We start from the raw sequence: 25,857 nt of genomic DNA, 5'->3' as shown, positions 1-25,857 counted from the left end.
GCTATTCTTTGACACTCCCCAGATTCAAACCTACCACAAAGTACCGCTGCAGGAAAGGGTAGACGAACAGGATGGGCACCGCCGTCACAATTGTGATGGCTGCACGGATCGAAGCCGGCGTAACCATCGCCTGCGACTGGTTCATCTTCGTCCCGGCCAGCAGAGCCGGATCGGTATTCGTATTCATCGTCGAACCCAGCAGCTTCATCATCTCATACTGGAGCGTGCTCAGCTTGATGTCGGACGAAGCATACAGGAACGTATCGAACCAGGCGTTCCAGGAACCGACGGCGATGAACAGCGCAATCGTTGCCAGAACGGGCAGACACAGCGGAAGAATGATCCGCAGGAAGATCCGGAAATCCCCGGCGCCGTCGATCTTTGCCGATTCCACCAGACTGCCCGGCAGCGACCGGATATACGTCCGGATGACAATCAGGTTGAACGCGCTGACCAGCGTCGGCAGCACGTAGACCCAGAAGCTTCCGAGAAGGCCAAGGCTCTTGATCAGGAAGTAGTTCGGAATCAGTCCGGCATTGAAGTACATGGTCAGGATAAAGAGCAGGCCGATAATTTTGCGGAAAATATAATGCGGCTGCGCCAGTGTATAGGCCAGCATCGTGGTCAGGAACACCCCGAGCACCGTGGACAGCAGCGTCCGGGCCACAGAGATGAATGCCGCGTGGTAGATCGTTCCGGAGATGAAGACGGCCTTGTAGTTCTGCAAGCTCCATGCCCGGGGCCAGAGATACAGGTTGCCGCGAAGCGTATCATTGCCTTCGTTGAACGAGACGGTCAGCGTATGAAGGAAAGGATAGAGAGTCACGACAACCAGCAGAAGCATGAACACAGTATTGAAGGTGTGAAAGACAACCGGCTCCAGCCGTTTGCTTCGGATTTCAGTGCGCTCCATAGTCGTTCCCCCCTTAGATGAGCCGCTCTTCGCCAAGGCGCTTCGCGATGGAATTGGCGATCAGAATCAGCGCCACGCTGACGACCGTCTTGAAGATGCCGGCGGCTGTCGCCAGCGAGTAGTTGCCCATGGATATTCCGTATTTCAGCACGAAGATGTCAATCGTCTGCGACCAGTCTACAATCAGCCCGTTGCCGAGCAGGTACTGGATTTCAAACCCGGCGTCCAGAATATGTCCCACATTCATAATCAGCAGAATGATAAACGTCGCCTTGATCCCGGGAAGCGTCACATATCTCATCTTCTGGAAGCGCCGCGCGCCGTCGATGGACGCCGCTTCGTACAGCGACGGGTCAATCGAAGTGATGGCGGCCAGATAGATGATCGTATTCCAGCCGACCTCTTTCCAGACGTTGGCCGCGCCTACAATCCCCCAGAAGTATTTGCCTTCGCTCAGCCACATAATCGGCGAATGGATCAGGTGCAGCTTCATCAGCAGGGTGTTCACAATCCCGTCGTCAACCGACAAGGAGGTGGAGACGATTCCGGCGGCAATGATCCAGGACAGAAAGTGGGGAAGGTATGAAATCGTCTGCACGGCGCTTTTGAAGAAACGGACTTTGATCTCGTTCAGCAGCAGCGCCAGCACAATTGCAGTTGCGAAGCCCAGCACCAGATTGATGAAGCTCATCGCCAGTGTGTTGCGGAGCACCAGCATGAAGGTATCGTCCTGGAACAGAAATTTGAACTGCTGCAGACCGACCCAGTCCTGCTGGGAGAACGACAGATTCGGGCGGTAATTCTGAAAGGCCATCAGCCAGCCCCAGATCGGGATATAGTTGAAGACGATCAGATAAATCAAGAGCGGGACAGACATGAAGATCAACTGTTTCTGGCTCTTAATGGTTTTCCAGCTGAGTGCGACGCCGATCTCTGGGTCCACTTTGCGTTTCTTGCGAACCTTGATCTTTTTGGTCGGTATGGTTTCCATAACGGGTTCCGATACGGTTGTTTCGGCCACAGATGTTCCCTCCTATGCAAAATCTGACTCAAGGGCAGACCGGGCGAAGAAGAAGGTCTTCTTCGCCCGCGCCGTATCCGGATTACTTGGTGGACCAGTTATCAATGCGCCACTGAATCTGTTCGTTGATGCGGTCTTCATAGGCCTTGATGTTGATCTTGGAGATCTTGTTCACATATTCCTGCCAGACCTTCTCGAAATCGGCCGGTTTGGCCATAACGGCTTTCGGCAAATATTTGACCGAAAGGTCATTCAGCTTCGTATTCGCCAGCTTGGCCGGCGATCCGTCCACCAGGTCGATGCTCCATGCCGGATAGTAGACCGGATTCTCTCCCGGTTCCTTGAAGAACTCAGCCCAGGTCTTATGCCCGTAGGCCTTCAGAATTTCCTGGTCCTGCGGCTTCAGGCTGTCGAAGAATTCCTGCGGCTGCGTTCCGGGATCGGTCGCATTGCCGTCGCTGTATGTGCCCTGCATCTTCGGCATGTTATAGAAGAAGGCTTCAGCCTTGTTCGCCAGCTTCCAGGTATTGTCGTCGGCATGGGCCCGCTGTTCGGCGGTCCGGTAGAAAGACCCGTCTTCCTTGACCATATAGTCTTCGCCTTCAATCCCCCATTGCAGCGTCTTCTGCCATTCTTCCGTCATCAGGGAATCCAGGAATTTAATAATGCGTTCCGGGTCCTTGGCTTTCACCGAAATGCCGTAGCCGCGGTTAATATTGACGGACGGGCGGTCGCGATAGTACTCCGTAGCGCCATCATACACCAGCGGGAACCCGACATAGGTGCTGCCGGTCTTGCCTTGCGAAATCAGCGATTTCTCGCCGTCGGAGAAGTTCCAGTGCTGGTCGAACATGCCGATGACCTTGCCGCTGGCGATTTTCGCGAGATATTGGTCATAGTTCTGAACCAGCGCTTCCTGATCCATCAGTCCCTGGGCATTGATCTCGTTCAATTTCTTGTAGTAGTTCTTCGCAATGTCCTTGTCTGCAAAAATCTGGGCTTTGCCGTTCTCTACGATTACGCCGCCGTCGTTCGGATGTCCGGCCAGATGCTCCGGCGGATTCTGGAGCGGGAAGGTTCTCCAGTCGAAATTGAGGGTTTCAAATCCGATCATATCGGGATGTTTTTCTTTATATTTCGCAATAATGTCGAAGTATTCGTCCAGCGTCTTGGGCGTCGGATAGCCCATTTCCTTCAGAACGTCTTTCTGGAGGTAGAAGCCCGGGCCTTCGTATGCGGTTTCATTGAATTTGCCTGTGAAGACGTTGAAGTTCGGAAGAACGAAGATATGTCCGGTGGCCGGGTCCTTCATTTGGTTCCAGACCGCAGCGTAATGTTCCTTCAAGTTCGGAGCGTATTTCTCGATCAGATCCTCAAGCGGGATGAAGGCGCCTGCTGCAATCAGCTTGTCGTTGCCTGTCATGAGGTCGGGATAATCGCCGCCGGCAATCATGACGCCCAGCTTCTGCTGAAGGTCGCCGACCAGGAATTCCATGTTCAGGCTGACGCCGGTCTTCTCTTTGAGCATCTTGTAGATCTTGTTATCCGAAGTCGGTTGCTGATACGGGCTGTCGATGAAGACCGACAGGGTAACCGGCTTCACTTCTTCCTTCGCAGCCGCCGCCTGGCTGGCAGGCGCTCCCGAAGCCGCAGGCGCGGTGCTTTCTTTGGCTGCATTGTTCCCGCTGTTGTTGCCGCCGCAGCCGCTTAGAACCAATGCCAGCGCACACACGGCTGCCCATGCCGTCGTAGCCGTGCGCTTTGTTGTCTTGTTCATAAATCAATGCCCTCCCTTTTATCGTGCCGAACTGGTTCTTGTCTTCTTATCTCACCTGGTGATAGTTAAATTATACCTTTTAAGAATACGCTTACAATTCATAAAGTAAAGTTCTACCCCCCTTGAATTATGAAGCTCTGCCCCAAGGGCGGCATTGCTCAAACAGGCGTTCTCCGCCGGAGCGGAGAACGCCTGATAACCCTCGGATGCCCGCCCGCTGCTTCATGTGAGGAGCGCAAGGGGTATTCTACATATAGGCCGGTGGATGCCTGCCTGCAGAGGGTGCTTACATATAGTAGGGACTCTGTCCGTTCTGCTGCTGCATGGAAGCTTGTGGATCAAAGCCCTGGCTTTGGGCCGAATTCTGGCCGCCCAGCTTCTGCTGGACGAACTGCTGGCATTTCTGCTGGGTCTGCTGCCCGCTCTGAATCGCCTGATCCACGGTCTGGCGCAGCGCCTTGCCCGGCGTCTGATACATATGAAGCTGTCCCATCTGCTGATACAGCTCTCCCTGAAGGCGAAGCGTATCCATCGTCAGGTCGTTGAATACCCGGCGGACGGACGGGCAATTGGACTCTGTAGCCGCTGTTGTATATTCACGGACCGTACGCTTCAGGTCGCACAGAACGGTCGTCAGCAGATCCTCGTCGGGCATAAAAGCGGAGTTGTTCGATGCATTCATGTTAGATAATCCCTCCTCGTTGAAGTCATTCTTCTATGCTTGCGGCTGCGTTGGGGCATATTGCTGATGCTGCTGAAGCAGATCAATCAGCATGCCCATATGGTGATGGTGGCTCTGGATATGCTGCTGGCAGAGCTGGCGGACGGTCGGGTTCTGCGTAACGCTTGCGGTGGCGGCATATTGCTTCAGAAGCAAATCTTCGTTGGAGATGGAATCGGAGATATACTCCAGTTCCTTCGCGCTGAGCGGTTGCATGTGCGTAGATTGCATGTCTGGGTGGATTCCTCCTTGGAAATAGTGCCTGGCAAATCTAGTATGCCGCAGGTTTACGGCGTTTATGTGCCCGGAGCAGCGCCATGAATGAGGGAACTTCAATCGGAGGATACTGCATAACAGCCTATAATTGAAAGAGAGGACTGAAGATGAAGTTAAGCGCCGGATCTACCTTCTGGGAGCACACTCTGTCTGATCCCCCGTCCTATCCCCCCCTCGAAAATGATGCCGTCTGCGACGTGCTGATTATCGGCGGCGGCATGGCCGGAGCGCTCTGCGCCCACCGGTTGTCGAAGCTTGGGGCGGACACCGTCCTGATCGACAAGAGGGCAGTCGGCACCGGAAGCACGCACGCCAACACCGGCCTGCTGCAAGCGAGCAGCGACAAGCGGCTTGGCTCGTTCATTCACACCTTCGGCAAGGAGAAAGGCGAACAATTCTACCGCCTCTCGAAAGACGCTCTCCTGAACCTGCGGCAGGCCGCCGGAGAGCTTGCGATCGATCCTCAATTCATTCCGCGCAGCAGCCTGTACTATGCAAGCACGCCCCGGGACGCGGATCTGCTCCGCGAAGAGGGCGAGCTTCTCCGCTCGGTGGGAATTGAATGCGAGCTCTGGGACGAGAAGACCATTGCCGCCCGCTTCCCTTTCTCGCGTTCGGCCGCGCTGTATACCCACGGAGACGCCGAAGTGAACCCTTACCGGTTCGTGCACGGACTTCTGGCCGGGGCCGCTTCGGCGGGAGTGCGAATCTGCAGCGGCACCCAAGCTCTGCATCTGGACTTTCTGCCGGATGGAGTCTTCTGCCGGACGAAGCGCGGGAGCATCTCGGCGCGGCAGGTTATCTTCACAACTGGCTACGAGACCCAGGAGATCAAGCGGGACCGCGGCGCCGATCTGGTCAACTCCTACGCCATTGTAACAGAGCCGGTCCCGTCTCTGCCGAAATGGCATGAGCGCTGCCTGATCTGGGAGACGGCCCGGCCGTATCTGTATTTCCGGACGACGCCGGAGGGCCGGATCATTGCCGGCGGCCTGGATGAGCCGCTGACCGACCCGCAGGAACGGGAGGTCCGGTCGCTCTCGCGCCGGGACAAGCTGCTGGAGAAGCTGGCGGAGCATTTCCCCGAGCTTCAGGGAGTGCGCGCGGAGTTCGCCTGGGGAGCGGTGTTCGGCCTCTCCCGGGACGGTCTGCCCTTCATCGGTCCTCATCCGGACTACCCGCACTGCTACTTTATTGAAGGCTACGGGGGCAACGGAACGGTATGCAGCATGATCGGAGCCGAGCTCGTGACCGATACCGTGGCCGGCCGGACCCGGCCCGAGCTGGATCTGTTCTCGCTGACCCGGTCGCCCAAGCCGGCTCCGGCAGGATAAGACCTTCATCAGGCTTCAGCCGGATAAACGGCCACAGGGACGCCCCGTCGGGGCGTCCCTGTATGCATAGACGGCTGTAATCTGGCGTAATGGGTGGTCTTCAGCGCTCCCGCCGGTTCCGCACATATCCGTGAAGGCTCCTCGGCTTCGGCTTCCCGGCCGCCGAAAGCGCCTGTGAGCTCCGCCGAAGAAAGAACCAGCTGCCGAACGGGGCCGCCCCCAGGCCAAGCAGCAGCAGCGTGAACAGCCGAAGCTTGGGTCCCAGCGGCAGCAGCGAGACGAAGAGCAGCGTTCCGGTCAGCCTGCCCGCCATCAGGCTCAGCTCGCGCAACACGATCAGTTCCACCCGCTTGCCGACGCTGTCTTCCGAGTCGCCCATCAGATCGAAGCTCGAAGAGACCATCGGAAGCATGTAGAGCGGCAGAAACAGCGCGGTGCCGGCTCCGAACAGCAGCAGGGTGCTGTACCGGGTACCGGCCAGCAGGGGAAGCGTGACCGCCGTCAGCAGCACGGCTCCCGCCAGCATTCCCGGCAGCCGGCGGCGGGGCGTCAGCCACCGGCCCGCCGCTCCGTAGCTGACCAGGGCGATCGCCGAGGTCATCAGCGTGAACTGCCCCAGCCGGTTCTCTTCCCGGGTCGCCAGATAGACCAGCAGCCCGACCAGAAACGAGAAGACCCCTTCCCGAAGACCCTGAAAGAACAGAGCTCCCGCCATGCACCGCCACTGCTCGCTCACGCGCAGACGGCGGACCGGCTCCAGCCACCTGTAGCTCCCGGCCGCCTTCCTTCTCCGCAGCGCTAAGCTGAGAGCCGCCGCAGCCCCATAGATCGACAGAGACGCCAGGAACACTACCCGGTAGCCCCGTTCTCCCTTCATGGCGCTGATCAGCGCCCCCGAGGTCCAGGGACCGACAATGCCGGTCAGCGAACCGAGCAGTCCGGTCCATCCGTTGAACCGGTCCCGGTTGCCGGGGCCGGTGATCTCGAAATACACCACGTTGAACGAGAGCCAGAACAGGCCCAGCGCAGCGCCCAGCAGCGCGCCGAGCGGCCAGATGTAATCCACCGACCGCGGCCCCAGCCGCAGCACCAGGAGATAGAACAGCCCGGACAGCGCGATGCCGACGCGCAGGGCGTTCATTTTGCCGCGGCCCTTCACCCACCTTCCGCCGATCCAGAAGCTGATGCCGAGCGCCGCCTGCTGCGCGGCCGTGAACCAGCCGATCATCGCGTAATCGGACCGGCTTCTCCACAGATAGATGTTCAGGAACGTGCCCGACAACGCGCCCGACAGCACGAAAAGGCCGTCGACCGCCAGCAGCAGCCAGGCCTGCTTCCCCAGCGGCTCCTTGTTCACACAAATCCCCCCATTCGCAGGCTCTCGCTTAAGATGCCCGGTCCGGGGGGATTCCTATGCCGGTTGGATTCCGAATGCTGCGTGATTTAGCGCCGAATTACTTGCGGGTGCCGCCGATGTTCCGAATCCACCGGGACCGGAATTCTTCCGTCAGGCTCTCCTGAACCAGGAAGCAGGACGGGCAGACATGCAGGTTCAGGGCGAACGGCGCTGTCAGCAGCTCGGTTCCGAGCCCTGCCGGCCGGATGCCGCGGAATTGCTCCGCTTCCACCGTACGCGTGCCGGCCAGGACCATCAGTTCATGGCACTGCGGGCATTCCGGTACCTCTTCCTGTCCGTCCAGGACGGAAGCCAGAGCCGTGTCATACCGGTCCAGATCGTAGGCATCTCGGTATTTGTCGAGTCCGTTGAACACCGGAACTACGCTGCTGCGGTCTTCCTCGCCCCACAGATCGTCTTCTTCGGTCTCCTCTTCTTCTCCGAAATCATCGTCTTCTTCCTCATCCAGTTCATCCGCGCTCAGGCTGACCGTCCGGTACCCGCTCAGCTCGTTGTCGCAGTGCGGACAGGTCTCCTCGGGACCCAATTCCTCATCCCACACAATCTCCGTATGGCACCAGGGACAGATGGTTGTATCCATTCCAATCGCTCCTTCATTCACTTAGAAAATAGATGCTCCGATCACGTAGGACAGCGAGACCGAAATCAGCATCGCTGTCAGCCCGACCGCCCGGTTGTCCGCCGCAATCTCATCGTCGATGGAGAACACGGGGGTCAGAAATTCGAACATAAAATACGCCGCCAGCAGCAACACGAACCCGACCACCGACCATTTCATCGTCTCGTAGATGGAGACCTTGGCCTGGATGCTGAAGCGGAGCACATTGCAGATGCCGAAGATTTTGCCGCCTGTAGCCATCGCGACGGCCACGTTGCCCTTGCGGATTTCGTCCCAGCAGTTGTACTTCGTTACCATTTCAAATACGGCCAAGAACAGAACCAGGCCCAGAATGGCGACCGTAAAATTGCCGAGCATCGCCCCGAGCGGGTGCTCCAGCAAAGAATCCACCGCATTTTCCATCGATCGTTCTCCTTTGGACGAAGCGTATCGCGCGGAGGGCCTTACTCCAGCTCCGCCACCGTTACGCCCGCGCCGCCTTCATTATAATTGCCGAGCCGGTAGCTCTTCACGTGCCGGTGCTTGCGCAGATAATCCTGAATCCCGGTGCGCAGGACGCCTGTTCCTTTGCCGTGAATAATGTAGATCTGGCCCAGATTGCCCAGGAAGGCTTCGTCGATGAACCGGTCTGTCTCGATCAGGGCTTCCTCCAGATTCGCTCCCCGGAGATCCAGCTCGGTGCGCACGTTCTCGTCCCGTGTCCGCTTGACCGTCGTGGCCTGCCGCAGCGGCGCAGGCGCCTGCGGCTTCGCCGGAGAGAGCAGCTCCAGATCGCTCAGAGCGACCTTCATCTTCAAAATCCCGAGCTGCACCAGCGCTTCCTTGGAACCGCTCAGCTCCACGACATGCCCCTTCTGGTTCAGGCTGTATACCTGAACCTCGTCGCCCGGCCCGATCTGCCGGGGCGCCTTCGCCTTGCGGGCCGGCTCTTTCTTCCGCGGCGCAGGCTGCGCCTCGTCGAGCCGGCGTCTGGCTTCGATCAGCTTGTGCTCCTTGACCGAAGCCCCTTCCTCCATGGCCAGACGCCGCAGGTCGGCGATGATCGTCTCGGCTTCCTTGCGCGCCTTCTCGACGATTGCAGCCGCCTCCGTCTCCGCCCTGCCGATCAGCTTGTCGCGCTGTCCCTCCAGCTTCTCCAGCTCGCGCTTCTGGCGTCCGCGCAGTTCCTCGGCTTCGGCCCGGATCTGCTCGGCCCGCTCGCGCTCGTTCTCGGCGCCGAGCCGGTTCTCCTCCAGCGAAGCGATCATGTTCTCGACGCGCAGGTCCTCTTCCTTGACCTCGCCGCGCGCATGTTCCAGAATCGGTCCCGGCAGGCCGAGACGCTCCGCGATGGCAAAAGCGTTGCTTCGGCCCGGAACCCCGACCAGCAGCCGGTATGTCGGGCTCAGGCTCTGGACATCGAATTCCATGCTGGCGTTGATAACGCCCTTGCGTTCATAGGCGTAGGCCTTCAGCTCGCTGTAATGCGTGGTGGCAACCATCCGGGTTCCGGCCCGGTGAATATGCTCCAGGATCGCGATGGCCAGCGCCGATCCCTCGGCCGGGTCTGTGCCCGCACCGACTTCATCCAGCAGAATCAGACTCTTGGGCGTCATCCGCCGCAGAATCGTAATGATGTTCGTCATGTGGCTGGAGAACGTGCTGAGGCTCTGCTCGATGCTCTGCTCGTCGCCGATATCGGCATAAATGGCGTCAAAGACGCACATCTGGCTGCCTTCCTCCGCCGGAATGAACAGCCCCGACATGGCCAGAAGGCTCAGGAGGCCGATGGTCTTGAGGGTAACCGTCTTGCCTCCCGTGTTCGGGCCTGTGACAAGAATGGTGCTGTACTGATTGCCGAGCTCCACATCGAGCGGCACGACCGATTCCGCCGGAATGAGCGGATGCCGTCCCTTGCGGATCTTCAGATAGCCCCGGTCGTTCATCCGGGGTTGGGAAGCCTTCATTTCGCGGGCAAGACGGGCCTTCGCAAAGTTGAAATCGAGCTGGCCCAGCACATCAATGTCATAGCCCGTCTCTTCGGCAATCCCGCCCACCCGGGCCGTCAGCTTCTGCAGAATAACCTCGATCTCCCGTTCTTCGCGCAGCCGGGTCTCCCGCAGCTTGTTGTTCATCGCAACTATGGCTTCCGGCTCGATGAACAGCGTCGCTCCCGAACCGGATTGGTCGTGGACGATGCCGCCGAAATGCGAGCGGTATTCGGCCTTGACCGGAATGACGAACCGGTCGCCGCGGATGGTCACCAGCTGGTCCTGCAGCATCTTCGCCACCGAAGAAGAGCGGATCATCGAATCCAGCTTCTCGCGGATCCGGCTCTCGCCGGAACGCAGTTCCCGGCGGATGGCGGCGAGTTCCGGGCTCGCCGTATCCAGAATGTCGGCGTTCTCGTCGATGCAGGCCAGGATCGCATCCTCGACGTCCTTTTGCTCCGAGATCAGATCGCTCAGCTCATAGAGCATGGGCACCGGCTTCTCTTCGTGCAGCGCGGCCAGGAAGCGCTTGACCCGCCGTCCGCCCTGAATGGTCCGGGCTACGGCCAGCAGCTCATGCGTACCGAGCGTTCCGCCGATGGAAGCCCGTTTCAGCGCAGGGCGAATGTCCGTGACGCCGCTGAGCGACGGGATTCCTTTCAGCCGGTCTACGTCCGAAGCTTCGTCGGTAGCCTGCTGAAGCAGCTTCACGCCTTCCAGATCGCCGATCGGCTTCAGGCCTTCCGCCTTCTCCGTACCCATCGGCGTTTGCGTATACGCTGCCAATTTATTTAGAATTTTGCGATACTCCAGCGTATGCAGAATTTTGTCGTCCAAGACCAGTCACAACTCCCTTCACATCTTTTCTTATTATACCGGATAAGCCTCACCTGCGCCATTTGCATACTCCCTGCATGAATTTTCCCGATCTCGCATAATCCCGCTGCCTGCCGGGTATCCTATACCTTGCACAAATCCCGCAATTTCAAAGCGTAAAGGAGGCTGTACCGTGAAATTTCTCGGTCATGTAGTCCGCTTTATCGTGTCGGCTATCGTCCTGCTGATTGTGGGCTGGATCGTTCCCCAGTTCACGGTGGGCGGGTTCTGGAGCGCCCTGGTGCTGGCACTGGTCATCGCCCTGCTGGGCTGGGTTGTGGAGGGCATCTTCGGCAAAAAAGCGACGCCTTTCGGCCGCGGCATCGTCGGCTTCCTGGTGAGCGCCCTCGTGATCTGGGTCGCCCAATTCGTCGTCAGCGGCGTTGACGTATCCATTATCGGCGCCCTTCTGGCTGCGCTGGTGATCGGGATCATCGACCTGTTCCTGCCTGTGCCTACCCCTTTTGACGCAGGCAAATAAGGCCGGTACCCGGATCGGACCGCCGCTCAATGCCAAAAGCCGCCGTCTTCCCGTTCGGGAAGGCGACGGCTTTTGCGCTTCATCATTTGGAGGATAGGGAGGCATAGGCGCCGGTGCAGAGGCCGACCTTGTTCTTGCCGGTCCGCTTGGCTTCATAGAGCGCGTCGTCCGTCTTGCGGAAGAGCATCTCCTTCGCGTCGCCCCGCTCATACTCACAGAGTCCGATGCTGACGGTAATCGGCTTGTCCCCGGCATACGGATGCTCCATCCGTTCCACGGCTTCGCGCAGCTTCTCCACCATCTCTCTGGACTCTTCGAGCGTCTTGTCGGTAAAGATAACGGCGAACTCTTCTCCCCCGTAGCGGGCGGCAAAGTCATTCAATCCAATTGTCTCGCGGAGCCGGGCCGCTACCTCTTTCAGTACGATGTCGCCGATCCAATGACCGTACGTATCGTTGACCTGCTTGAAGTTGTCGATATCCAGCAGGCCGAGCTGGAGCTTAAGTCCATTCTTCTCGCATTGCTCCAGCAGGGAATCCAGATATTCGTGAAATGTCTTGTGATTGTACAATTCGGTTAGCGCGTCGATCTTCAGCAGCCGGTCCGAAATGGCGCGTTCGACGAGCAGGCTCTGTTCCGACTTGGTCAGCTGCTCCAGCTCCATGCTGGCTTCATAGGCCCGGACGATGACCCCGTTCGCAATGAAGACGAACAGCGCAATCATCGCCTCGACGAGCAGAAATTCTAGCAGAGGCTTGTCGAATACCGGCCGCTCCAGCAGCAGATAGACGCCGGCGTAGGACACGGATGTCATGCCGCCCGTTATGAGCAGAAGCCTGCGGTCAAAGTAGACCAGCGGAACCACGATAGGCACAATCCAGGCCATTTGGGCTCCGTCGGCGAAGGGTTCGACGATAAAATAGAGCAGGCAGGACAGCACAAAGCCGCAGCCCGTTACCACCTGCTTGTGGTAGCGGCTGCGCACACGCAGCCAGAGCTCGGCCGAGCCGATGGCGGCCGCAACGGCGCCATTGCTGAGCAGATACAGTCTTCCGCAATCCCGGCTGTCGGCAAGAGCGCAGGCAGGCTTGACCCCTGCCCAGAAGAACGAAATCTGAATAACGATCATGATGAGGATAACCGCCCAATACCCCTTCATCACTCTGCGGTGCCAGGATTCTTTTTCCAGTGAAGCGGCCTTACTTCGAATGCGGATCCCCTACTTTTGTCCCCGGATATAATGCTTTTTATTATAATCAATAACCCCCGGGTTTGCATCCCCTTTCTGGAATGTCCGCCTGTTCCGTCTCCACGCGGATAATCGGCGGAGCCGGACGATCCGTGCGCACGGCAAAAGAGGCGCAACCGCGGCTCGGCTGCTCGCCGTCCTCCGCAATTCCGCCCCTTAAGCTCCTTCATCCGTCATTAGGCCGCTCTAGCTGTCCTGCTCGATCAGTTGAATCCATTCATTATATTCCGTCTGCAGCTTGGCATATTCGGCCTGCAGCTTCTGGAAGGCATCCGTCATCTGCTCCAGCTCTTCCTGCCGCATTCCGAACTCGGCCTGAAGCAGCCGGAGCTGGCCCTGCGACAGTTCGTAGTGGCCGGCGACGTCATCCAGCTGGCTCCGAAGCTCCTCTTGCTCAAGCTTCAGCGAAGAGCGCACCTTCTCGCTCTCTTCCACTTCCTGCTGCCAGAGCTCGATCTCTTCGCGGAGACTGCGCTCCGCTTCTGCCCAGGAGCCCTGGGCCCGCTTGAGTTCCTCGTACTTCGATTTCCACGCCTCGGTCTCGCGGCGGGCGTCGTTCAGCCCTTCCTGCTGCATCGCTGCCGCTGCGGCGGCTTCTCTTGCCGCCTCCGACAGTTCGTCCAGACGGAAGGCCAGCTCTTCCTTCTCTTCTTCCAGCAGACGGCAGCGCTCCTGCAGGCTGTCGCCATTCTGCAGCACATCGTCATACTGGATAATCAGCTCTTCATAGCGGTTCTGCAGCGCCGCGAGTTCCTCTTCCTTCCGGCGTCCGAGCTCCAGCAGCTCCGCCTGACGCTCTTCCGCCGTCTCGCGCCGCCGGGCTTCCCGCTCCAGCGCTTCGCCGAGGCGCGTCCGCTCTTCCCCGAGACCGGCCAGCTCTTCGTCCCGCCGTCCGATCTCCTCCCGGAGCTTCTCGCGCTCATGCCGCAGGCGCTCCAGTTCCGATCGGAACGCTTCGCGTTCTCCGGCGGTCTGCTCCAGCTCCTGACGCAGACCGGCCAGCTCCGCTTCCTTGCGGCCTGCCTCTTGCGCCGCAGCCGCAGCTTCGCCGCGCAGCGTCTCGAGCGCGGATTCCAGCTCCGTACGGGAACGATGCTCGCGTTCCAGCGCTTCGCCGCTCTCCAGCACCATCTGTTCCAGCTCGCCGAGTTCGTTCTGCCGCTTCGCGGCCAGCTCCTTCCAGTCCTCGCGCTCCGCCAGCGCACCCGCCAGCTCCGACTCCAGGTTCTGCGTCCGTCGCTGCCATTCCGCCAGAGAGGCTTCCGCCGCAGCCGCCTCGCTGCGGGCCGCCGCCTCCAGTCCCCGCAGCTCATCCAGCTGGGCTTCCAGCAGAGCCGCCTGCCCCGTCTTGGCTTCCAGTTCTTCGCGCAGTCCGGACTCCAGCGCAAGCGCCGCTTCATGCCGGGTCTGCAGCTCGCTGCGCGCCTCGCGTTCGCCTCGCACGGCCGCTTCCTCGGCACGCAGCCGGGATTGAAGCTGTCTGACCGTCCCCTTCATCTCGGCGAGCTGCTTCTCCAGTTCTTGAAGCTGCCCTCTATGCCGCTGTTCCTGATTGCCGATGCTCTGCCGCATGTCCTTATTGCGGGCCAGCTCGCGTTCCAGAGCTTCCTTCCCGGCCTCCAGTTCCTTGGTCAGCGCCGCTCTGACCGCTTCCAACTCCCGGGCCGAAGCTTCACGGCTCTCTGCCAGTTGAAGATTCAATCCCGCCCGCGTCTCTTCCAATTGGCCGGAATGCATCGCCTTCGTCTCTTCCAGTTCGCGGCGCAGGCGGGAGACGTCCTCCTCCAGCTCGGCCGCCTGTGCAGCCCGAAGCTCTTCCAGCTCCTTGGCATGCGCGGCCTTCAGCTCTTCGATCTGCACCAGGCGCAGCGCTTCGGCTCTTGCAAGCTCTGAACGAAGCTGCTCCCTCGCTTCGGTTGCTTCCAGTTCACGGGCCGTCCGAAGCTCGGCAATCTCGTCTTCCCTGCGAGCAAGCTCCGCTTCCAGTTCGCGGCGGACCGCCGCTGTGCTCTCACCGGCTTCGCGAACGCGTTCGGCCTGCGCCGCGCGCTCCTGTTCCAGCTGTTCCAGGTGGGAGCGCCGCGCCTCTTCGGCTTCCGCAATCAGCCGCTTCGTCTCGGCTTCGGCGGCTGCGCTTGTCCGCTCCCATTCCTCCTGGCGTTCCCGCTGCACCTCCAGCATGCGCGAGACTTCAGCGCGCAGCTCGCTGCGTTCGCCGGTGAGCATATTGACTTCGTTGCGCAGATCCTGCGCCTGAATCGCCTGTTCCGCCATATGAACGGCGGCCAGCACCGCGATGCGGGGCGTATCCAGCCGGTTATGGGATTTCGAGATCGCCTTCATGTGCTCATCGACATAGCGGGCGACCTGCTTCATATATTCGGTGCTGCTTCCGACAAGTTTATAGGAAGTGCCGTAGATTTCTACGGCGACGCGTGTCCGGTCCATTGCCACAGTGGTGCCCTCCTTCTGTTAGTACGCCTGCATCCTGTAAGGGGTGGAATAAAGAAATCTATATAATATAACCTGATAACGTACCAAGTGTTGCGCTCTCGGCCCCTGATTCTTCGTTCGAAGGACCGAAATTGAACGGGATATCCGGGCGCTTCATGGAGAAAAAGCCGCAGACGATCCCCTTAAGTAATGGATTCGCTGCGGCTTTGTTCATTTCCTTCTATTTTCGAAGTTCGGCGCCAAAACTTTGCTGAAGGGCGGCCAGCACACGGTCATGCACTTCCGTCACTTCTTCTTCCGTAAGCGTGTGTTCCGGGTGACGGTAGAGCAGCGATACGGCGATGCTCTTCTGATTCTCGCCCAGTCGGCCGCCTGTATAGACGTCGAAGACCTGCGCCGTCTGCAACAGGCTGCCGCCGTGCTCGCGAATCGTCTTCAGCAGGTCCGCCGAAGGGACGCTGCGCTCCACGACAAGCGCGATATCGCGCTCCATTCCCGGGAACCGCGGCGGTTCGGTATACTGAATGGCTGTGCGGGCAGCTGCATACATAGGCTCCAGCAGCAGCTCGGCCGCATACGTATCCGTGAGGTCGTGCCTGCGGGCGAGCTCGGGATGAATCTGGCCCAGCGTCCCGATCAGGTTCCGGGCGTCTCCATCCAGCAGATAGACGGAAGCGGAACGCCCGGGATGGAAGCCCTCCGGCCGGTCGGCTTCATAGACGATCCGGTCCGACAGTCCGAACTGGTCGAACACTGTCTCCAGCGCACCCTTCAGGTCGAAGAAATCGACCGGTTCGGCGGGACGGTTCCACTGCTTGGAGGACCGGTTGCCGCTGAGCAGCATTCCCAGCACCGGCAGCTCGCGGGGCTGCCGGGTCAAGCGCTCTTCGTCGGCCAGGAAGATATTGCCGATCTCGAACAGCGCCAGATCGCTCTGCCGGCGGTTCGTATTGTATTCGGCGATGCTGAGCAGCTCCGGCAGCAGGCTGGTGCGGAGGACGCTGCGGTCCTCGCTCATCGGCATCGCCAGCTTGACGGCGAAGGCACCGCCTTGCAGGGCCGGGAACAGACCGGTCCGGTCCGGCTGGATGAACGAATAGCCCATCGTCTCCTGATAGCCGCCGTGCGCCAGCAGGTGGCGAAGCTCGCGGCGCAGCGCCTGCGGACGCGTCAGACTGCCCGGCGTCGTCGGTCCTTCAATCGGAGTGGACGGAATATTGTCGTACCCGTACAGCCGGGCGACTTCCTCAATCAGATCCACATCGCGCGTAATATCCCCGCGTCGGGTCGGCACCCGCACTTCCAGCAGGCCGTGGGCGGCGTCTCCGCACGGGAGTCCCAGGCGAAGCAGCAGCGTTTTGACCTCCAGCAGGGAGAGCTCGGTTCCAAGCCGCGCGTTGACCTTATCCAGCGAGAGGGTGAGAACAATCGGTTCGGCGGCTGCATTCCCCGCCTGGACAACCCCCTCGAGAACCGCGCCGCCTGCGTAGCGGGCGATCAGCGAAGCGGCGCGGTCCAGAGCCGGGAGAACCGAACCCGGATCGACCGTCTTCTCAAAGCGCAGGCTGGCTTCGGAACGAAGACCGAGCTGGCGCGCGGTTTTGCGTACAAGCGATCCGTTGAAGCGGGCCGATTCCAGCGCAATGTTCACTGTGGCATCGGTGACTTCCGAGTCCAGGCCGCCCATGACGCCGGCCAGGCCGACCGGCTTCTCGGCATCGGCAATTACGATCATATGCGCGCCGAGCGTACGCTCCTGTCCATCCAGCGTAACCAGCTTCTCGCCTTCATGGGCCAAGCGCACCGCAAGTCGGCCTCCCGCCAGTTTGTCGGCGTCAAAAGCATGCAGCGGCTGCCCGTATTCCAGCATGACATAGTTTGTAATATCCACAATGTTGCTGATCGGACGGATGCCTGCCGCCATCAGCCGGTTCTGCATCCACTGCGGCGACGGCCCGGGCTTAACGCCCGAAATATAACGGACGGCATAGTGCGTGCAGAGCGACTCGTCTTCCACCGATACGGTTACGGCATCGGAAGCCGGCCCGCCGGCTTGAATCAGCTCTTCCTCCGGCTTGGGCAGCCGGGGCTCCTGGCCGAGAATCGCCCCGACCTCATAGGCGGCGCCGATCATGCTGAGACAGTCGGAACGGTTCGGCGTCAGGTCGAACTCCAAGACCTCGTCGTCCAGACCGAGCACACGGGTGACAGGCAGACCGATCTCGGTCTCCTCCGGCAGCACCAGAATGCCTTCCTGCTGTTCCTTCGGCAGCAGCTTGTCGTTCATGCCGAGCTCCTTGGCGGAGCAGATCATGCCCTGGGAGAGCACGCCGCGCAGCTTCGCCTTCTTGATGGTAAGACCCGGCAGAGCCGCGCCTACGAGCGCCACCGGCACCTTCTGTCCGGCCGCGACATTCTTCGCTCCGCAGACAATCTGCAGATCTTCGCCCTGGCCGGCATCGACCACGCATACATTCAGCTTATCCGCATCGGGGTGCTTCTCCTTGGATTTCACCAAGCCGACCACGATGCCCGACAGCCCTTGATTGCGGTTCTCGATGCCGTCGATTTCAATGCCCGCAGCCGTAATCTTCTCCGCCAGTTCGGCGGCCGTTACGCCTTCAAGCGAAATATAATCCTTCAACCAGCTGGTTGATACTTTCATCCTTCTCTCACGTCCTTAACCGTAATTTATCGTCAGATTCCCCGGAACTGCTTCAGGAAAGACATGTCGTTGGCAAAAAAGTAACGGATGTCGTCCACGCCGTATTTCAGCATGGCAATCCGCTCGACGCCCATGCCAAAAGCGAATCCGCTGTATACTTCGGGATCGTAGCCGCCCTCTTGCAGCACCTTCGGATGCACCATCCCGGAGCCGAGCACCTCGATCCAGCCCGTGCCCTTGCAGAGCCGGCAGCCGCTTCCGCCGCATTTGAAGCAGCTTACATCCACCTCCGCGCTCGGCTCGGTGAACGGGAAGAAGCTCGGGCGCAGCCGGATGCTGGTGGTCGGACCGAACATCTTCTTGACGAATTCGTGCAGCGTTCCCTTCAGATCGGACATGCGCACATTCGGCGCAACGACAAGGCCTTCGATTTGATGGAACTGGAAGGAGTGCGTGGCGTCATTATCGCGCCGGTACACCCGGCCCGGGCAGATAACCTTGACCGGGGCTTCGCCCTTCTTCGCCTGCATCGTCCGGATCTGGACGGGAGAGGTCTGGGTGCGGACCAGCAGCTCGTCCGTAACGTAGAACGAATCCTGCATATCCCGGGCCGGATGGTCTTTGGGCAGATTAAGCGCCTCAAAGTTATAATAATCGGTCTCCACTTCGGGACCTTCCGCAATTTCATAGCCCATTCCGATAAAGATATCCTCGATCTCCTCGATGACCCGGCTCAGCGGATGCATCCCGCCCTGAGGAAGCTTCCGTCCCGGCAGCGTGACGTCCACCGTCTCGGCTTGAAGCCGGGATTGGGTCTCCCGCTGCTGAAATTCTTCCTGCTTGGCTGCAATGACTTCTTCGATGGCTGACCGGACCGTGTTGGCCACTTGGCCGATAACCGGCCGTTCTTCCGCGCTGAGCGAGCCCATGCCCCGCAGCACTTCGGTAAGCTCGCCTTTTTTGCCGAGATACTTAACCCGAAGGTCGTTGAGCGTTCCCGGATCGTTCACCTCCGCCAGCTTCGCCAGCGCTTCGATTCTCAATGCTTCCAGTTTTTCTTTCATGGCTTGAGCCATCCTCCTTCACTTTGCTTCGCCATACCCTACCAAAATACCAAAAAAGGCCTTCCCTCCCTGTAAAAGGGACGAGAAGACCGTGGTACCACCCTTGTTAGACAGAATTGCTCCGCGCCGGCTTCATGCTTCCGCGCCTTCTGTCTCACTCCGTGCAGCGGTAACGGGCTGCGGCCGGTTGACCCCTACGCAAGGCTGCTTGTCGCAGCTGTTCAGGGTACTGCTCCGGAGTGAACTTCAGCAGATTCGGTTCCCGAAGCGCGCTCTCAATCCATCGGCGGCTTCTCCCTGTGGGCCTTGGCTGCTTACTCTTCTCCATCGCTGCATTTGCTGGTTATTCATCAATTATACATCGTTTAATTATAGGGGCTTCTCCGGCGTTTGGCAAGCCGCCAGAAGCGCATCCGGCCGGATGAACGGAGGAATCAGCCGCAGAACAGGCGCCAAAAAAAATTCCCGAACCGTCTGAATCGTTTGCGTCGGCAATGGGTAATAAGTCTCAAGCCTACTGCTCTGGTACAATCTGTACATACATAATTGCACTTCGGAGCTTCTTGCTCCGCATCCACACTGCAGCTGTATGCGCTTGCCTGCCCGCATAGGTACTTAACCCCCGCCCGCCGCGATCCGGCCCGAGAGCAGGTTCATGCCCGCTGCGGGAGCAAGATTGAACTCACCGGCTTAGCCGCTACCATCAGGTTTTTCAGGGGGAGATGCACGTGACCGAGACCCAAACGACCAAGCGTCTCATTCTGATGCTTGCCGCAATTGCAGCTGTGCTGGTCGGCGCCAGTGTCGCCGTCCTTATCTATCTCAACTATTCCATCGACCGGATTTCGGGTGTACTCTTTCAAGACGTTGACAAGAGCCATGAATTGATCCTGAATGCGGATCGCGACCTGTACCAGTCTTCGCTCGCCCTGTACACGCTTTATACCTCGGACGGCCGCGACCGCCTGCTAGCGGGAAGCCAATTCGAGAACAATGTAGAGGAAGCTTCCCGGCGTGTGAATGCCGCCGCCGGCCGGTTGTCGGGAGGCAAGCCGTATGAGAGCCTGCGTTCCAATGACTATGTGCTGGAGCAGATCCGCTCCGAGCTTGCCGGGTTTGCCGCCGCCCGGGACGAGTGGCTGGCAGCAGGCCGGAACATGCTGGCTTCCGGCGATCCCGCCGCTACCCCTCCGTCATCGCTGAACAAGCTGCTGGACAATGCCCGCGGGCACCTCGACCGTTCGGAAGACCTGCTCTCCCGCTACGGCGATCAGGTGATGGACATATTCAAAGAGCGGAAGAGCTCCCTGTTCGCTGTCTATTCCCTCATGCTCATTGTGCTCTTCTTATTTATCTTTTATCTGGGCCGCCGGATGCTCTTCCTTCAGAAGCAGCGGCAGGAAGAGAGCGGCATGTACCAGCTCATCGGAGAATCCATGACCGATTTTATTCTGCTGACCGATGCCAACGGCTCTATTCTGTATGCTTCGCCGTCCCATCTGCCCGTTCTCGGCTACACGCCGAAGACCGGCGCTCCGCTCTCGCAATATATCCGGGAACCGGACATTGCCTGGGCCAAGCTGAAGAACGCCGCTTCCGGGTCTTCCGCTTCCAAAGCCTCGGAGCTGCGCATGCGAAGCGCAGACGGCCACTGGGTCTGGATGGAGACCAAAGTATCCGCCATAACGGGGTCGGAGTCCTATCCCGCCCGGTTCATGCTGGTCTCGCGGGAAATCACCCAGCGCAAGCAGCACGAAGAACGGCTGCACAAGCTGGCATTCTATGACCATCTGACTTCCATTCCGAACCGGGCGCATTTCAAAATGTACATGGAGAACCTGTTCTCCCAGCCGAAGGGCAATCAGACCATGATCGCCCTTGCGCTTCTGGACTGCGACCGGTTCAAGCAACTGAATGATACGCTGGGACATCTCGCCGGAGACGAATTCCTGCAGCTGCTCTCAGGCCAGCTTCAGCAGACCGTCAAGGGCGTTGGACAAGCCTTCCGGATCGGCGGAGACGAATTCGCCGTTGTGCTGCACCGTTTCTCTTCTCCGGAGATGCTGGAAGAGATTCTGGACCGGCTGCTGAAACTGTTCAACAAGACCTGGTCCATCAACAACGGCTCCAGCTTCCATACTTCTGCGAGCATTGGCGTAGCGCTCTATCCGAAGCACGGCAAGACCATTAACGAACTTCTCCGCGCCGCCGATCTGGCCATGTACCGCTCCAAGGACCACGGCGGGAATGAGGCGACCCTGTACACGCCGGCCATGGACGGTGATCCGGGACGGGAGGAGCGGGCGGCGAACCGTAATTAGGAGCACTCTTTAGGTCTCTGCCGATTATCCCGAAAACTCCGGGTTCAGCTTGTCAGTCCAAGAGAGGAATCCGGCTGCATTCCGCCTGCTCCGCGAATCCGAACACGAATTAAATCTTCTTCGCCGGAGCAGTCGATATAGCAGTCCGCGCTGCCGTCCTTGGCTTCCCAGTCATTGAGCCGCAACAAATATCCGACGGAAGCGGTCTCCGGCTGTACCTCCAGCAGTGCGACCGCGCGTCCGTCCTTGAGGCGGGTGAAGTCGCATTGCCCGTCCTGGATGCCTGTTCCCCATACCCACAAGTTCCAGCCCCGGTAATCGCCGTCTTCCCGCTCGTAATGAATCTCGATCGTTCTGGAACGGGGACGGGGCTCTTCGCAGAGGTCATAGAGAATCATCAGGGACAAGCCTTCAACCGTGATCTCCGGGCCCTCCACCCTGCGAAGAGTCTCCGTGCCGGCGCCGGTATGATCGGCCACCACCTGCCATCCTTCTTCGCTCGGCGGCAGCCAGGCCGTCACCGGCCACGGATTGGCGTTGAACAGAACGGCGATATTGCGCCATGCGTCGCCTCCCGCGTGATCCTTCAGCAGGTAGGAGACCACCCCTCCGTCACACCGTGTGAAATGAAGCGCGCGCTCCACCTCCTGCCGTCCGCGCAGGCGGAACGCCGGATGCTGCTTGCGAAGGGCAATCAGGCCGCGGTAGTAATCAAATACCTGCCGGAAGCGCGCTTTGTTCCCCCAGCGGATCGCATTGATGGAATCGCTGCTCCGGTAGCTGTTATGGTCTCCGAATTTGCTGCGCAGCAGCTCGTCGCCCGCCTGCAGGAACGGAATGCCCTGCGAAGTCAGCACGAGAGCGCTCGCAAGCAGCGATCTTCGGACCGTCTCATCCTGAAGCAATTCGCCTTCTTCCAGGACGGCGTAGGGATCGGCCTTCGCTATCGCTTCTTCGGCATCTCCGCCGCCCACAAGGCGGCCGTCGGCTAAATCGGGGAACCGGCAGTGGCCGCGCAGGCCCTGTACGGTCAGGATTTTGTCCCAGAGGTTCAGATTGTCATGGGCCGACACATAATTGACCGTCTCCCGGGGAGAATCGGCGAAGTCATGGATCGCTCCCTTGATGCCGGCCGCCACCGCGCCTTCTCTTCCCCATTCGCCTGTGGCATAGCCTCTGCCCCATCCGTCGTTATCGCCCTTGATCGCCGAACGGTAATTATCGTTGAAGACCGCGTATCCTTTGCCTTTCTGCGCTCCTTTGAGCGTCTTGTTCATCAGCGGCGAATCTCCGCCCGTCCACGGCTCGCCGTAGAACAGCAGGTCCGGCCTGAAATCGATCCGCAGCTCCTCCGCAATCTCCCGCATCGTTACGGTATCGATGACGCCCATCAGGTCGAAGCGGAAGCCGTCGATGTGATACTCCGTCAGCCAGTAGCGCAGCGAATCCTTGATGTACTTGCGGACCATCGGCCGCTCTGTCGCCAGTTCGTTGCCTACGCCCGAGCCGTTGGTCAGCCGTCCGGCAGGGTCCCGCCGGTAGAAGTAGCCCGGAGCCAATCCTTCAAAAGGCCCCGTATCCACAGCATACGTATGGTTATAGACCACATCCATCACGACGCCGATTCCCCGGGCATGGAGGGCCTGGACCATCTTCTTGAACTCGCGGATGCGGGCCCTCGGATCAGCAGGGTCTGTGCTGTATGACCCTTCCGGCGCATTGTAGTGCTGGGGATCGTAGCCCCAGTTATAACGAGGTCCGCCTTGGTCCAGTTCATCGACGGTCTGATAATCGAACACCGGCATGAGATGCACATGGGTAATACCGAGCTCGGCCAGATGATCGACGCCCAGCCGATTCCCTGCATCATCGCGAAGCTCTCCTTCGGTGAATGCCAGGTATTGGCCTCTATGCGCCGCCCCCAGACTCTCATGAATGGAGAAGTCCCGGACATGCAGCTCATACAGCACGGCATCTACCGGATGGGCAAGTCGGGGCGATTCATCCGCCTCCCAGCCCTCCGGATCGGTCTCCCGCAGATCCACAATGGCCGAACGAAGACCGTTGGCGGACACGGCGAAGGCATACGGATCCGGGCATTCTTTAACAGTACCGTCTTCATAGACCGCCCGAAACATATAGAAGAGACCGGCCAGGTCTCCGGCTATCCGCACTTCCCACAGGCCCGATCCCTGGCGGCTCATCAGGGCCAGCTTCGCATCGCCGGCTTCTTCGGCACTCTCGCCCGGCACACCGCCGGATTCATACAGCACGAGCGATACCGCGGAAGCCGCAGGCGCCCATACCTTGAACAGACTCTCCTCCTTCGTATACGTTAATCCCAAATCCCTGCCCCTGTACTCCTCTATGACCCACTCCGCATTCACTGCGCTAATCATCTTGTTCATCACCTTCCCGTTACATCCAGATATGTCCGCTTTGGCGGACAGGCATACTCGGCAGCCGAGTCTTTCCTCATAGAATATGTTCCTTCTCCCAAGCAAGACCGGGTCTATGCCGGAGAACGCTTCTATAGTTCTTATATCGGCAGCGCAGGTTATCCCGCTGACGGTTTCGCTGAATTTGTAACATCCGGCCCGCTCTGAAGAACGGGAGACTGCACAAAAAGAGCCGGCCCGAATGGGCCGGCAAGTGCGGTTGGACAAGCATAATAAGGTTGTGAATTATTGCGCGGTACGCTGAACCAGAGCGGCCACTTCTTCGGCCGTACCCATCTGCAGCGCCTTGGCCGCGAGTTCCTTCATCTCGGCAGCGGACAGCTTGGAAATCTGGCTCCGCGCCGGAAGAATCGAAGTGGCGCTCATGCTGAATTCGTCGAGGCCCAGACCGAGCAGCAGCGGAATCGCCGTCGAATCACCGGCCATCTCCCCGCACATTCCTGTCCACTTGCCTTCAGCATGGGCGGCGTCGATGACGTTCTTGATAAGCCGGAGAATCGCCGGATTGTACGGCTGATACAGATAAGACACCCGCTCGTTCATCCGGTCGGCGGCCATTGTATACTGGATCAGGTCGTTGGTTCCGATGCTGAAGAAATCCACTTCCTTCGCAAATTGGTCCGCCAGTACGGCGGTGGAAGGAATCTCGACCATGATGCCAAGCTGAATCTGGTCGGAGACTTCCTGGCCTTCGGCCTTCAGCTTCGCCTTCTCCTCCAGCAGCAGATCGCGAGCGGCCCGGAATTCAGCCAGCGTTGCAATCATCGGGAACATGATCCGCAGATTGCCGTGCACGCTGGCCCGGAGCAGAGCCCGAAGCTGGGTTCGGAAAATGTCCTGGCGGTCCAGGCACAGCCGGATAGCGCGGAAGCCCAGGAACGGGTTCATCTCTTTCGGCAGATCGAGATAAGGAAGCTCCTTGTCTCCCCCGATGTCCAGCGTGCGCACGACCACCGGCTTGCCGTTCATGTTCTCCAGAACCGTCCGGTACGCATTGTACTGGACCTCTTCGGAGGGCAGCTTATCGCGGCCCATATAGAGAAATTCGGTCCGGTACAGGCCGACGCCTTCGCCGCCGTTCTCGATAACGCCGGCAACGTCGTTCGGTGTCCCGATATTCGCGGCCAGCTCCACGTGCTTGCCGTCCGCCGATACCGTCGGCTCGTCCCGCAGCTTGCGCCATTCGGCAATCTGCTGCTGGTAAGCTTCGCGCTTCGCCGTGTACTCGGCAATCTCCGCATCGCTCGGGTTAACCAGCACATCGCCGTTCAAACCGTCGATGATGACGAGATCGCCTGCCTTCACTTCGGACAGCACTGTCTTGGTTCCCACGACTGCCGGAATTTCCAGCGACCGGGCCATGATGGCGGAGTGCGAAGTCCGGCCTCCGATGTTCGTCGTGAAGCCTTTGACATAATTGCGGTTGAGCTGGGCCGTGTCGGAAGGCGTCAGGTCTTCCGCAATGACGATAACCTCTTCGCTGATTTCGGCCGGGCTGATGTACGTAATGCCCAGTAGATGGTTCAGCACGCGCTTGGTCACATCGCGCATATCGGAGGCGCGTTCCTGCAGGTACGCGCTCTTCATATTCTCGAACATGGTGACGAACTGGCCGGCAACCTCTTGGAGCGCATAATCCGCATTGACGGACTCTTCGCGGATTTTGTCGGCTACCGGGCTGATCAGTTCGGGATCATCGAGAATCAGCAGATGCGATTCAAAGATCTCCGCCTTCTTCTCTCCCAGCTCCGCCAGCGTCCGTTCCTTGATTGCCTGAAGCTCCGCCCTGGATTTCTCCAGGGCAGCTTCCAGCTTGGCAACCTCGGCTTCCGGGTCGGCAATCGTCTTCCGGGCAATGCTGTAATCGGGATGTTCCAGAATGAAAGCCCGGGCGATCGCAATCCCGGCCGAAGCCGCGATTCCGGTCAGCTTACTCATGCACTTCTCCCAGCCCTTCTTTAACCATCACTTCCTGCAGTGCGTTCAACGCTTCGGCTTCCTCAGCGCCTTCCGTAATCAGGGTCAGCGTATCGCCGGTTTCCAGTCCCAAGGACAGAACGCCCAGGATGGATTTCAGCGTAACTTTCTTACCCTTGGCTTCGGCAAAAGCTTCCGTGCCCTTGAACTTGGTTGCCGTGTTCACCAGCGCGGTAGCCGGACGTGCATGAATGCCGTCTTCGTCGATAATACGGAATGTTTGTTGCATGTTATCCCACTCGCTTTCTGTTGGTAATTGGATT

19 protein-coding genes are annotated in these 25,857 nt (G+C 59.4%); 3 read left to right on the top strand and 16 right to left on the bottom strand.

Going from position 1 to position 25,857, the window contains the following annotated elements; all coding sequences use genetic code 11:
• Position 1: 1 nt before the first annotated feature.
• The 5 genes from RBI05_RS00190 to RBI05_RS00170 all read right to left on the bottom strand — a co-directional run bounded on the left by RBI05_RS00190 (position 2) and on the right by RBI05_RS00170 (position 4,663).
• Positions 2-913, bottom strand: coding sequence for a carbohydrate ABC transporter permease (locus RBI05_RS00190; protein ID WP_150457651.1), 912 nt, complete (start codon positions 911-913; stop codon positions 2-4).
• 13 nt (positions 914-926) lie between these two features.
• The gene (locus tag RBI05_RS00185; protein ID WP_150457830.1) at positions 927-1,904 is read right to left on the bottom strand and encodes an ABC transporter permease; all 978 of its coding nucleotides are present in this window, start codon (positions 1,902-1,904) and stop codon (positions 927-929) included.
• A gap of 112 nt (positions 1,905-2,016) precedes the next feature.
• The gene (locus RBI05_RS00180) at positions 2,017-3,711 is read right to left on the bottom strand and encodes a type 2 periplasmic-binding domain-containing protein (RefSeq protein ID WP_310549713.1); all 1,695 of its coding nucleotides are present in this window, start codon (positions 3,709-3,711) and stop codon (positions 2,017-2,019) included.
• Positions 3,712-3,997: 286 nt separating this feature from the next.
• Positions 3,998-4,393 carry a spore coat protein gene (locus RBI05_RS00175; protein ID WP_150457653.1) on the bottom strand — a complete coding sequence of 132 codons (396 nt, stop codon included), beginning with the start codon at positions 4,391-4,393 and terminating at the stop codon, positions 3,998-4,000.
• Between the two features lie 33 nt (positions 4,394-4,426).
• Complete coding sequence (locus RBI05_RS00170) at positions 4,427-4,663, bottom strand: spore coat protein (protein ID WP_310549712.1); 237 nt, start codon at positions 4,661-4,663, stop codon at positions 4,427-4,429.
• Positions 4,664-4,815: 152 nt separating this feature from the next.
• Here RBI05_RS00170 and RBI05_RS00165 point away from each other — a divergent pair, with 152 nt between their 5' ends.
• Entirely contained in the window at positions 4,816-6,042 is a 1,227-nt protein-coding gene (locus tag RBI05_RS00165) for an NAD(P)/FAD-dependent oxidoreductase (RefSeq protein ID WP_310549711.1), read from the top strand.
• Positions 6,043-6,142: 100 nt separating this feature from the next.
• Here RBI05_RS00165 and RBI05_RS00160 read toward each other — a convergent pair whose 3' ends face one another.
• The 4 genes from RBI05_RS00160 to RBI05_RS00145 form a co-directional block, all read right to left on the bottom strand.
• The gene (locus tag RBI05_RS00160) at positions 6,143-7,405 is read right to left on the bottom strand and encodes an MFS transporter (protein ID WP_408638279.1); all 1,263 of its coding nucleotides are present in this window, start codon (positions 7,403-7,405) and stop codon (positions 6,143-6,145) included.
• A gap of 91 nt (positions 7,406-7,496) precedes the next feature.
• Positions 7,497-8,039: a hypothetical protein gene (locus tag RBI05_RS00155; RefSeq protein WP_310549709.1), complete on the bottom strand. Its 543-nt coding sequence runs from the start codon at positions 8,037-8,039 to the stop codon at positions 7,497-7,499.
• 21 nt (positions 8,040-8,060) lie between these two features.
• Complete coding sequence (locus RBI05_RS00150; RefSeq protein ID WP_150457658.1) at positions 8,061-8,480, bottom strand: DUF350 domain-containing protein; 420 nt, start codon at positions 8,478-8,480, stop codon at positions 8,061-8,063.
• Between the two features lie 41 nt (positions 8,481-8,521).
• Positions 8,522-10,885: an endonuclease MutS2 gene (locus RBI05_RS00145; protein WP_310549708.1), complete on the bottom strand. Its 2,364-nt coding sequence runs from the start codon at positions 10,883-10,885 to the stop codon at positions 8,522-8,524.
• Between the two features lie 172 nt (positions 10,886-11,057).
• Between RBI05_RS00145 and RBI05_RS00140 the strand changes: the two genes are divergently transcribed.
• Positions 11,058-11,405, top strand: coding sequence for a phage holin family protein (locus tag RBI05_RS00140; protein WP_150457660.1), 348 nt, complete (start codon positions 11,058-11,060; stop codon positions 11,403-11,405).
• 82 nt (positions 11,406-11,487) lie between these two features.
• Here the strand turns inward: RBI05_RS00140 and RBI05_RS00135 are convergent, their stop codons facing one another.
• The 4 genes from RBI05_RS00135 to pheS form a co-directional block, all read right to left on the bottom strand.
• Positions 11,488-12,534: a GGDEF domain-containing protein gene (locus RBI05_RS00135; protein ID WP_310549707.1), complete on the bottom strand. Its 1,047-nt coding sequence runs from the start codon at positions 12,532-12,534 to the stop codon at positions 11,488-11,490.
• A gap of 306 nt (positions 12,535-12,840) precedes the next feature.
• A complete protein-coding gene (gene zapA / locus RBI05_RS00130; protein WP_408638278.1) occupies positions 12,841-15,102 on the bottom strand; it encodes a cell division protein ZapA in 2,262 nt (753 codons plus the stop codon).
• Between the two features lie 226 nt (positions 15,103-15,328).
• The gene (gene pheT, locus RBI05_RS00125) at positions 15,329-17,773 is read right to left on the bottom strand and encodes a phenylalanine--tRNA ligase subunit beta (protein WP_310549705.1); all 2,445 of its coding nucleotides are present in this window, start codon (positions 17,771-17,773) and stop codon (positions 15,329-15,331) included.
• Between the two features lie 32 nt (positions 17,774-17,805).
• On the bottom strand, positions 17,806-18,837 hold the full coding sequence (gene pheS, locus RBI05_RS00120) for a phenylalanine--tRNA ligase subunit alpha (RefSeq protein ID WP_150457664.1): 1,032 nt from the start codon (positions 18,835-18,837) through the stop codon (positions 17,806-17,808).
• Between the two features lie 728 nt (positions 18,838-19,565).
• On the opposite strand from pheS, the gene RBI05_RS00115 reads away from it, so the two are divergent.
• The gene (locus tag RBI05_RS00115; protein WP_310549704.1) at positions 19,566-21,158 is read left to right on the top strand and encodes a sensor domain-containing diguanylate cyclase; all 1,593 of its coding nucleotides are present in this window, start codon (positions 19,566-19,568) and stop codon (positions 21,156-21,158) included.
• Positions 21,159-21,202: 44 nt separating this feature from the next.
• On the opposite strand, the gene pulA is transcribed toward RBI05_RS00115, so the two are convergent.
• From pulA to RBI05_RS00100, 3 genes are all read right to left on the bottom strand, one after another.
• Positions 21,203-23,566 (bottom strand): type I pullulanase, encoded by a 2,364-nt coding sequence (pulA, locus tag RBI05_RS00110; RefSeq protein ID WP_310549703.1) that lies wholly within the window; start codon positions 23,564-23,566, stop codon positions 21,203-21,205.
• A gap of 276 nt (positions 23,567-23,842) precedes the next feature.
• Positions 23,843-25,555, bottom strand: coding sequence for a phosphoenolpyruvate--protein phosphotransferase (gene ptsP, locus RBI05_RS00105; protein ID WP_310549702.1), 1,713 nt, complete (start codon positions 25,553-25,555; stop codon positions 23,843-23,845).
• Positions 25,548-25,823 carry an HPr family phosphocarrier protein gene (locus tag RBI05_RS00100; protein ID WP_310549701.1) on the bottom strand — a complete coding sequence of 92 codons (276 nt, stop codon included), beginning with the start codon at positions 25,821-25,823 and terminating at the stop codon, positions 25,548-25,550. The genes ptsP and RBI05_RS00100 overlap by 8 nt, the downstream gene beginning before the upstream one ends.
• Between the last annotated feature and the right edge of the window lie 34 nt (positions 25,824-25,857).

Source organism: Paenibacillus glufosinatiresistens, assembly GCF_031470375.1.
GTDB lineage: Bacteria > Bacillota > Bacilli > Paenibacillales > Paenibacillaceae > Paenibacillus_AQ > Paenibacillus_AQ glufosinatiresistens.
The sequence above is the reverse complement of the archived record's forward strand: the minus strand, read 5'-3'. Positions and strand labels throughout refer to the sequence as shown.

Coding starts and splice junctions, on each gene's coding strand:
- pulA (WP_310549703.1), bottom strand. CDS start 23,566: ATGAACAAGATGATTAGCGCAGTGAATGCGGAGTGGGTCATAGAGGAG.
- pheS (WP_150457664.1), bottom strand. CDS start 18,837: ATGAAAGAAAAACTGGAAGCATTGAGAATCGAAGCGCTGGCGAAGCTG.
- pheT (WP_310549705.1), bottom strand. CDS start 17,773: ATGAAAGTATCAACCAGCTGGTTGAAGGATTATATTTCGCTTGAAGGC.
- RBI05_RS00165 (WP_310549711.1), top strand. CDS start 4,816: ATGAAGTTAAGCGCCGGATCTACCTTCTGGGAGCACACTCTGTCTGAT.
- RBI05_RS00185 (WP_150457830.1), bottom strand. CDS start 1,904: ATGGAAACCATACCGACCAAAAAGATCAAGGTTCGCAAGAAACGCAAA.
- RBI05_RS00180 (WP_310549713.1), bottom strand. CDS start 3,711: ATGAACAAGACAACAAAGCGCACGGCTACGACGGCATGGGCAGCCGTG.
- RBI05_RS00175 (WP_150457653.1), bottom strand. CDS start 4,393: ATGAATGCATCGAACAACTCCGCTTTTATGCCCGACGAGGATCTGCTG.
- RBI05_RS00170 (WP_310549712.1), bottom strand. CDS start 4,663: ATGCAATCTACGCACATGCAACCGCTCAGCGCGAAGGAACTGGAGTAT.
- zapA (WP_408638278.1), bottom strand. CDS start 15,102: ATGGACCGGACACGCGTCGCCGTAGAAATCTACGGCACTTCCTATAAA.
- RBI05_RS00150 (WP_150457658.1), bottom strand. CDS start 8,480: ATGGAAAATGCGGTGGATTCTTTGCTGGAGCACCCGCTCGGGGCGATG.
- RBI05_RS00190 (WP_150457651.1), bottom strand. CDS start 913: ATGGAGCGCACTGAAATCCGAAGCAAACGGCTGGAGCCGGTTGTCTTT.
- ptsP (WP_310549702.1), bottom strand. CDS start 25,555: ATGAGTAAGCTGACCGGAATCGCGGCTTCGGCCGGGATTGCGATCGCC.
- RBI05_RS00100 (WP_310549701.1), bottom strand. CDS start 25,823: ATGCAACAAACATTCCGTATTATCGACGAAGACGGCATTCATGCACGT.
- RBI05_RS00135 (WP_310549707.1), bottom strand. CDS start 12,534: ATGATCGTTATTCAGATTTCGTTCTTCTGGGCAGGGGTCAAGCCTGCC.
- RBI05_RS00155 (WP_310549709.1), bottom strand. CDS start 8,039: ATGGATACAACCATCTGTCCCTGGTGCCATACGGAGATTGTGTGGGAT.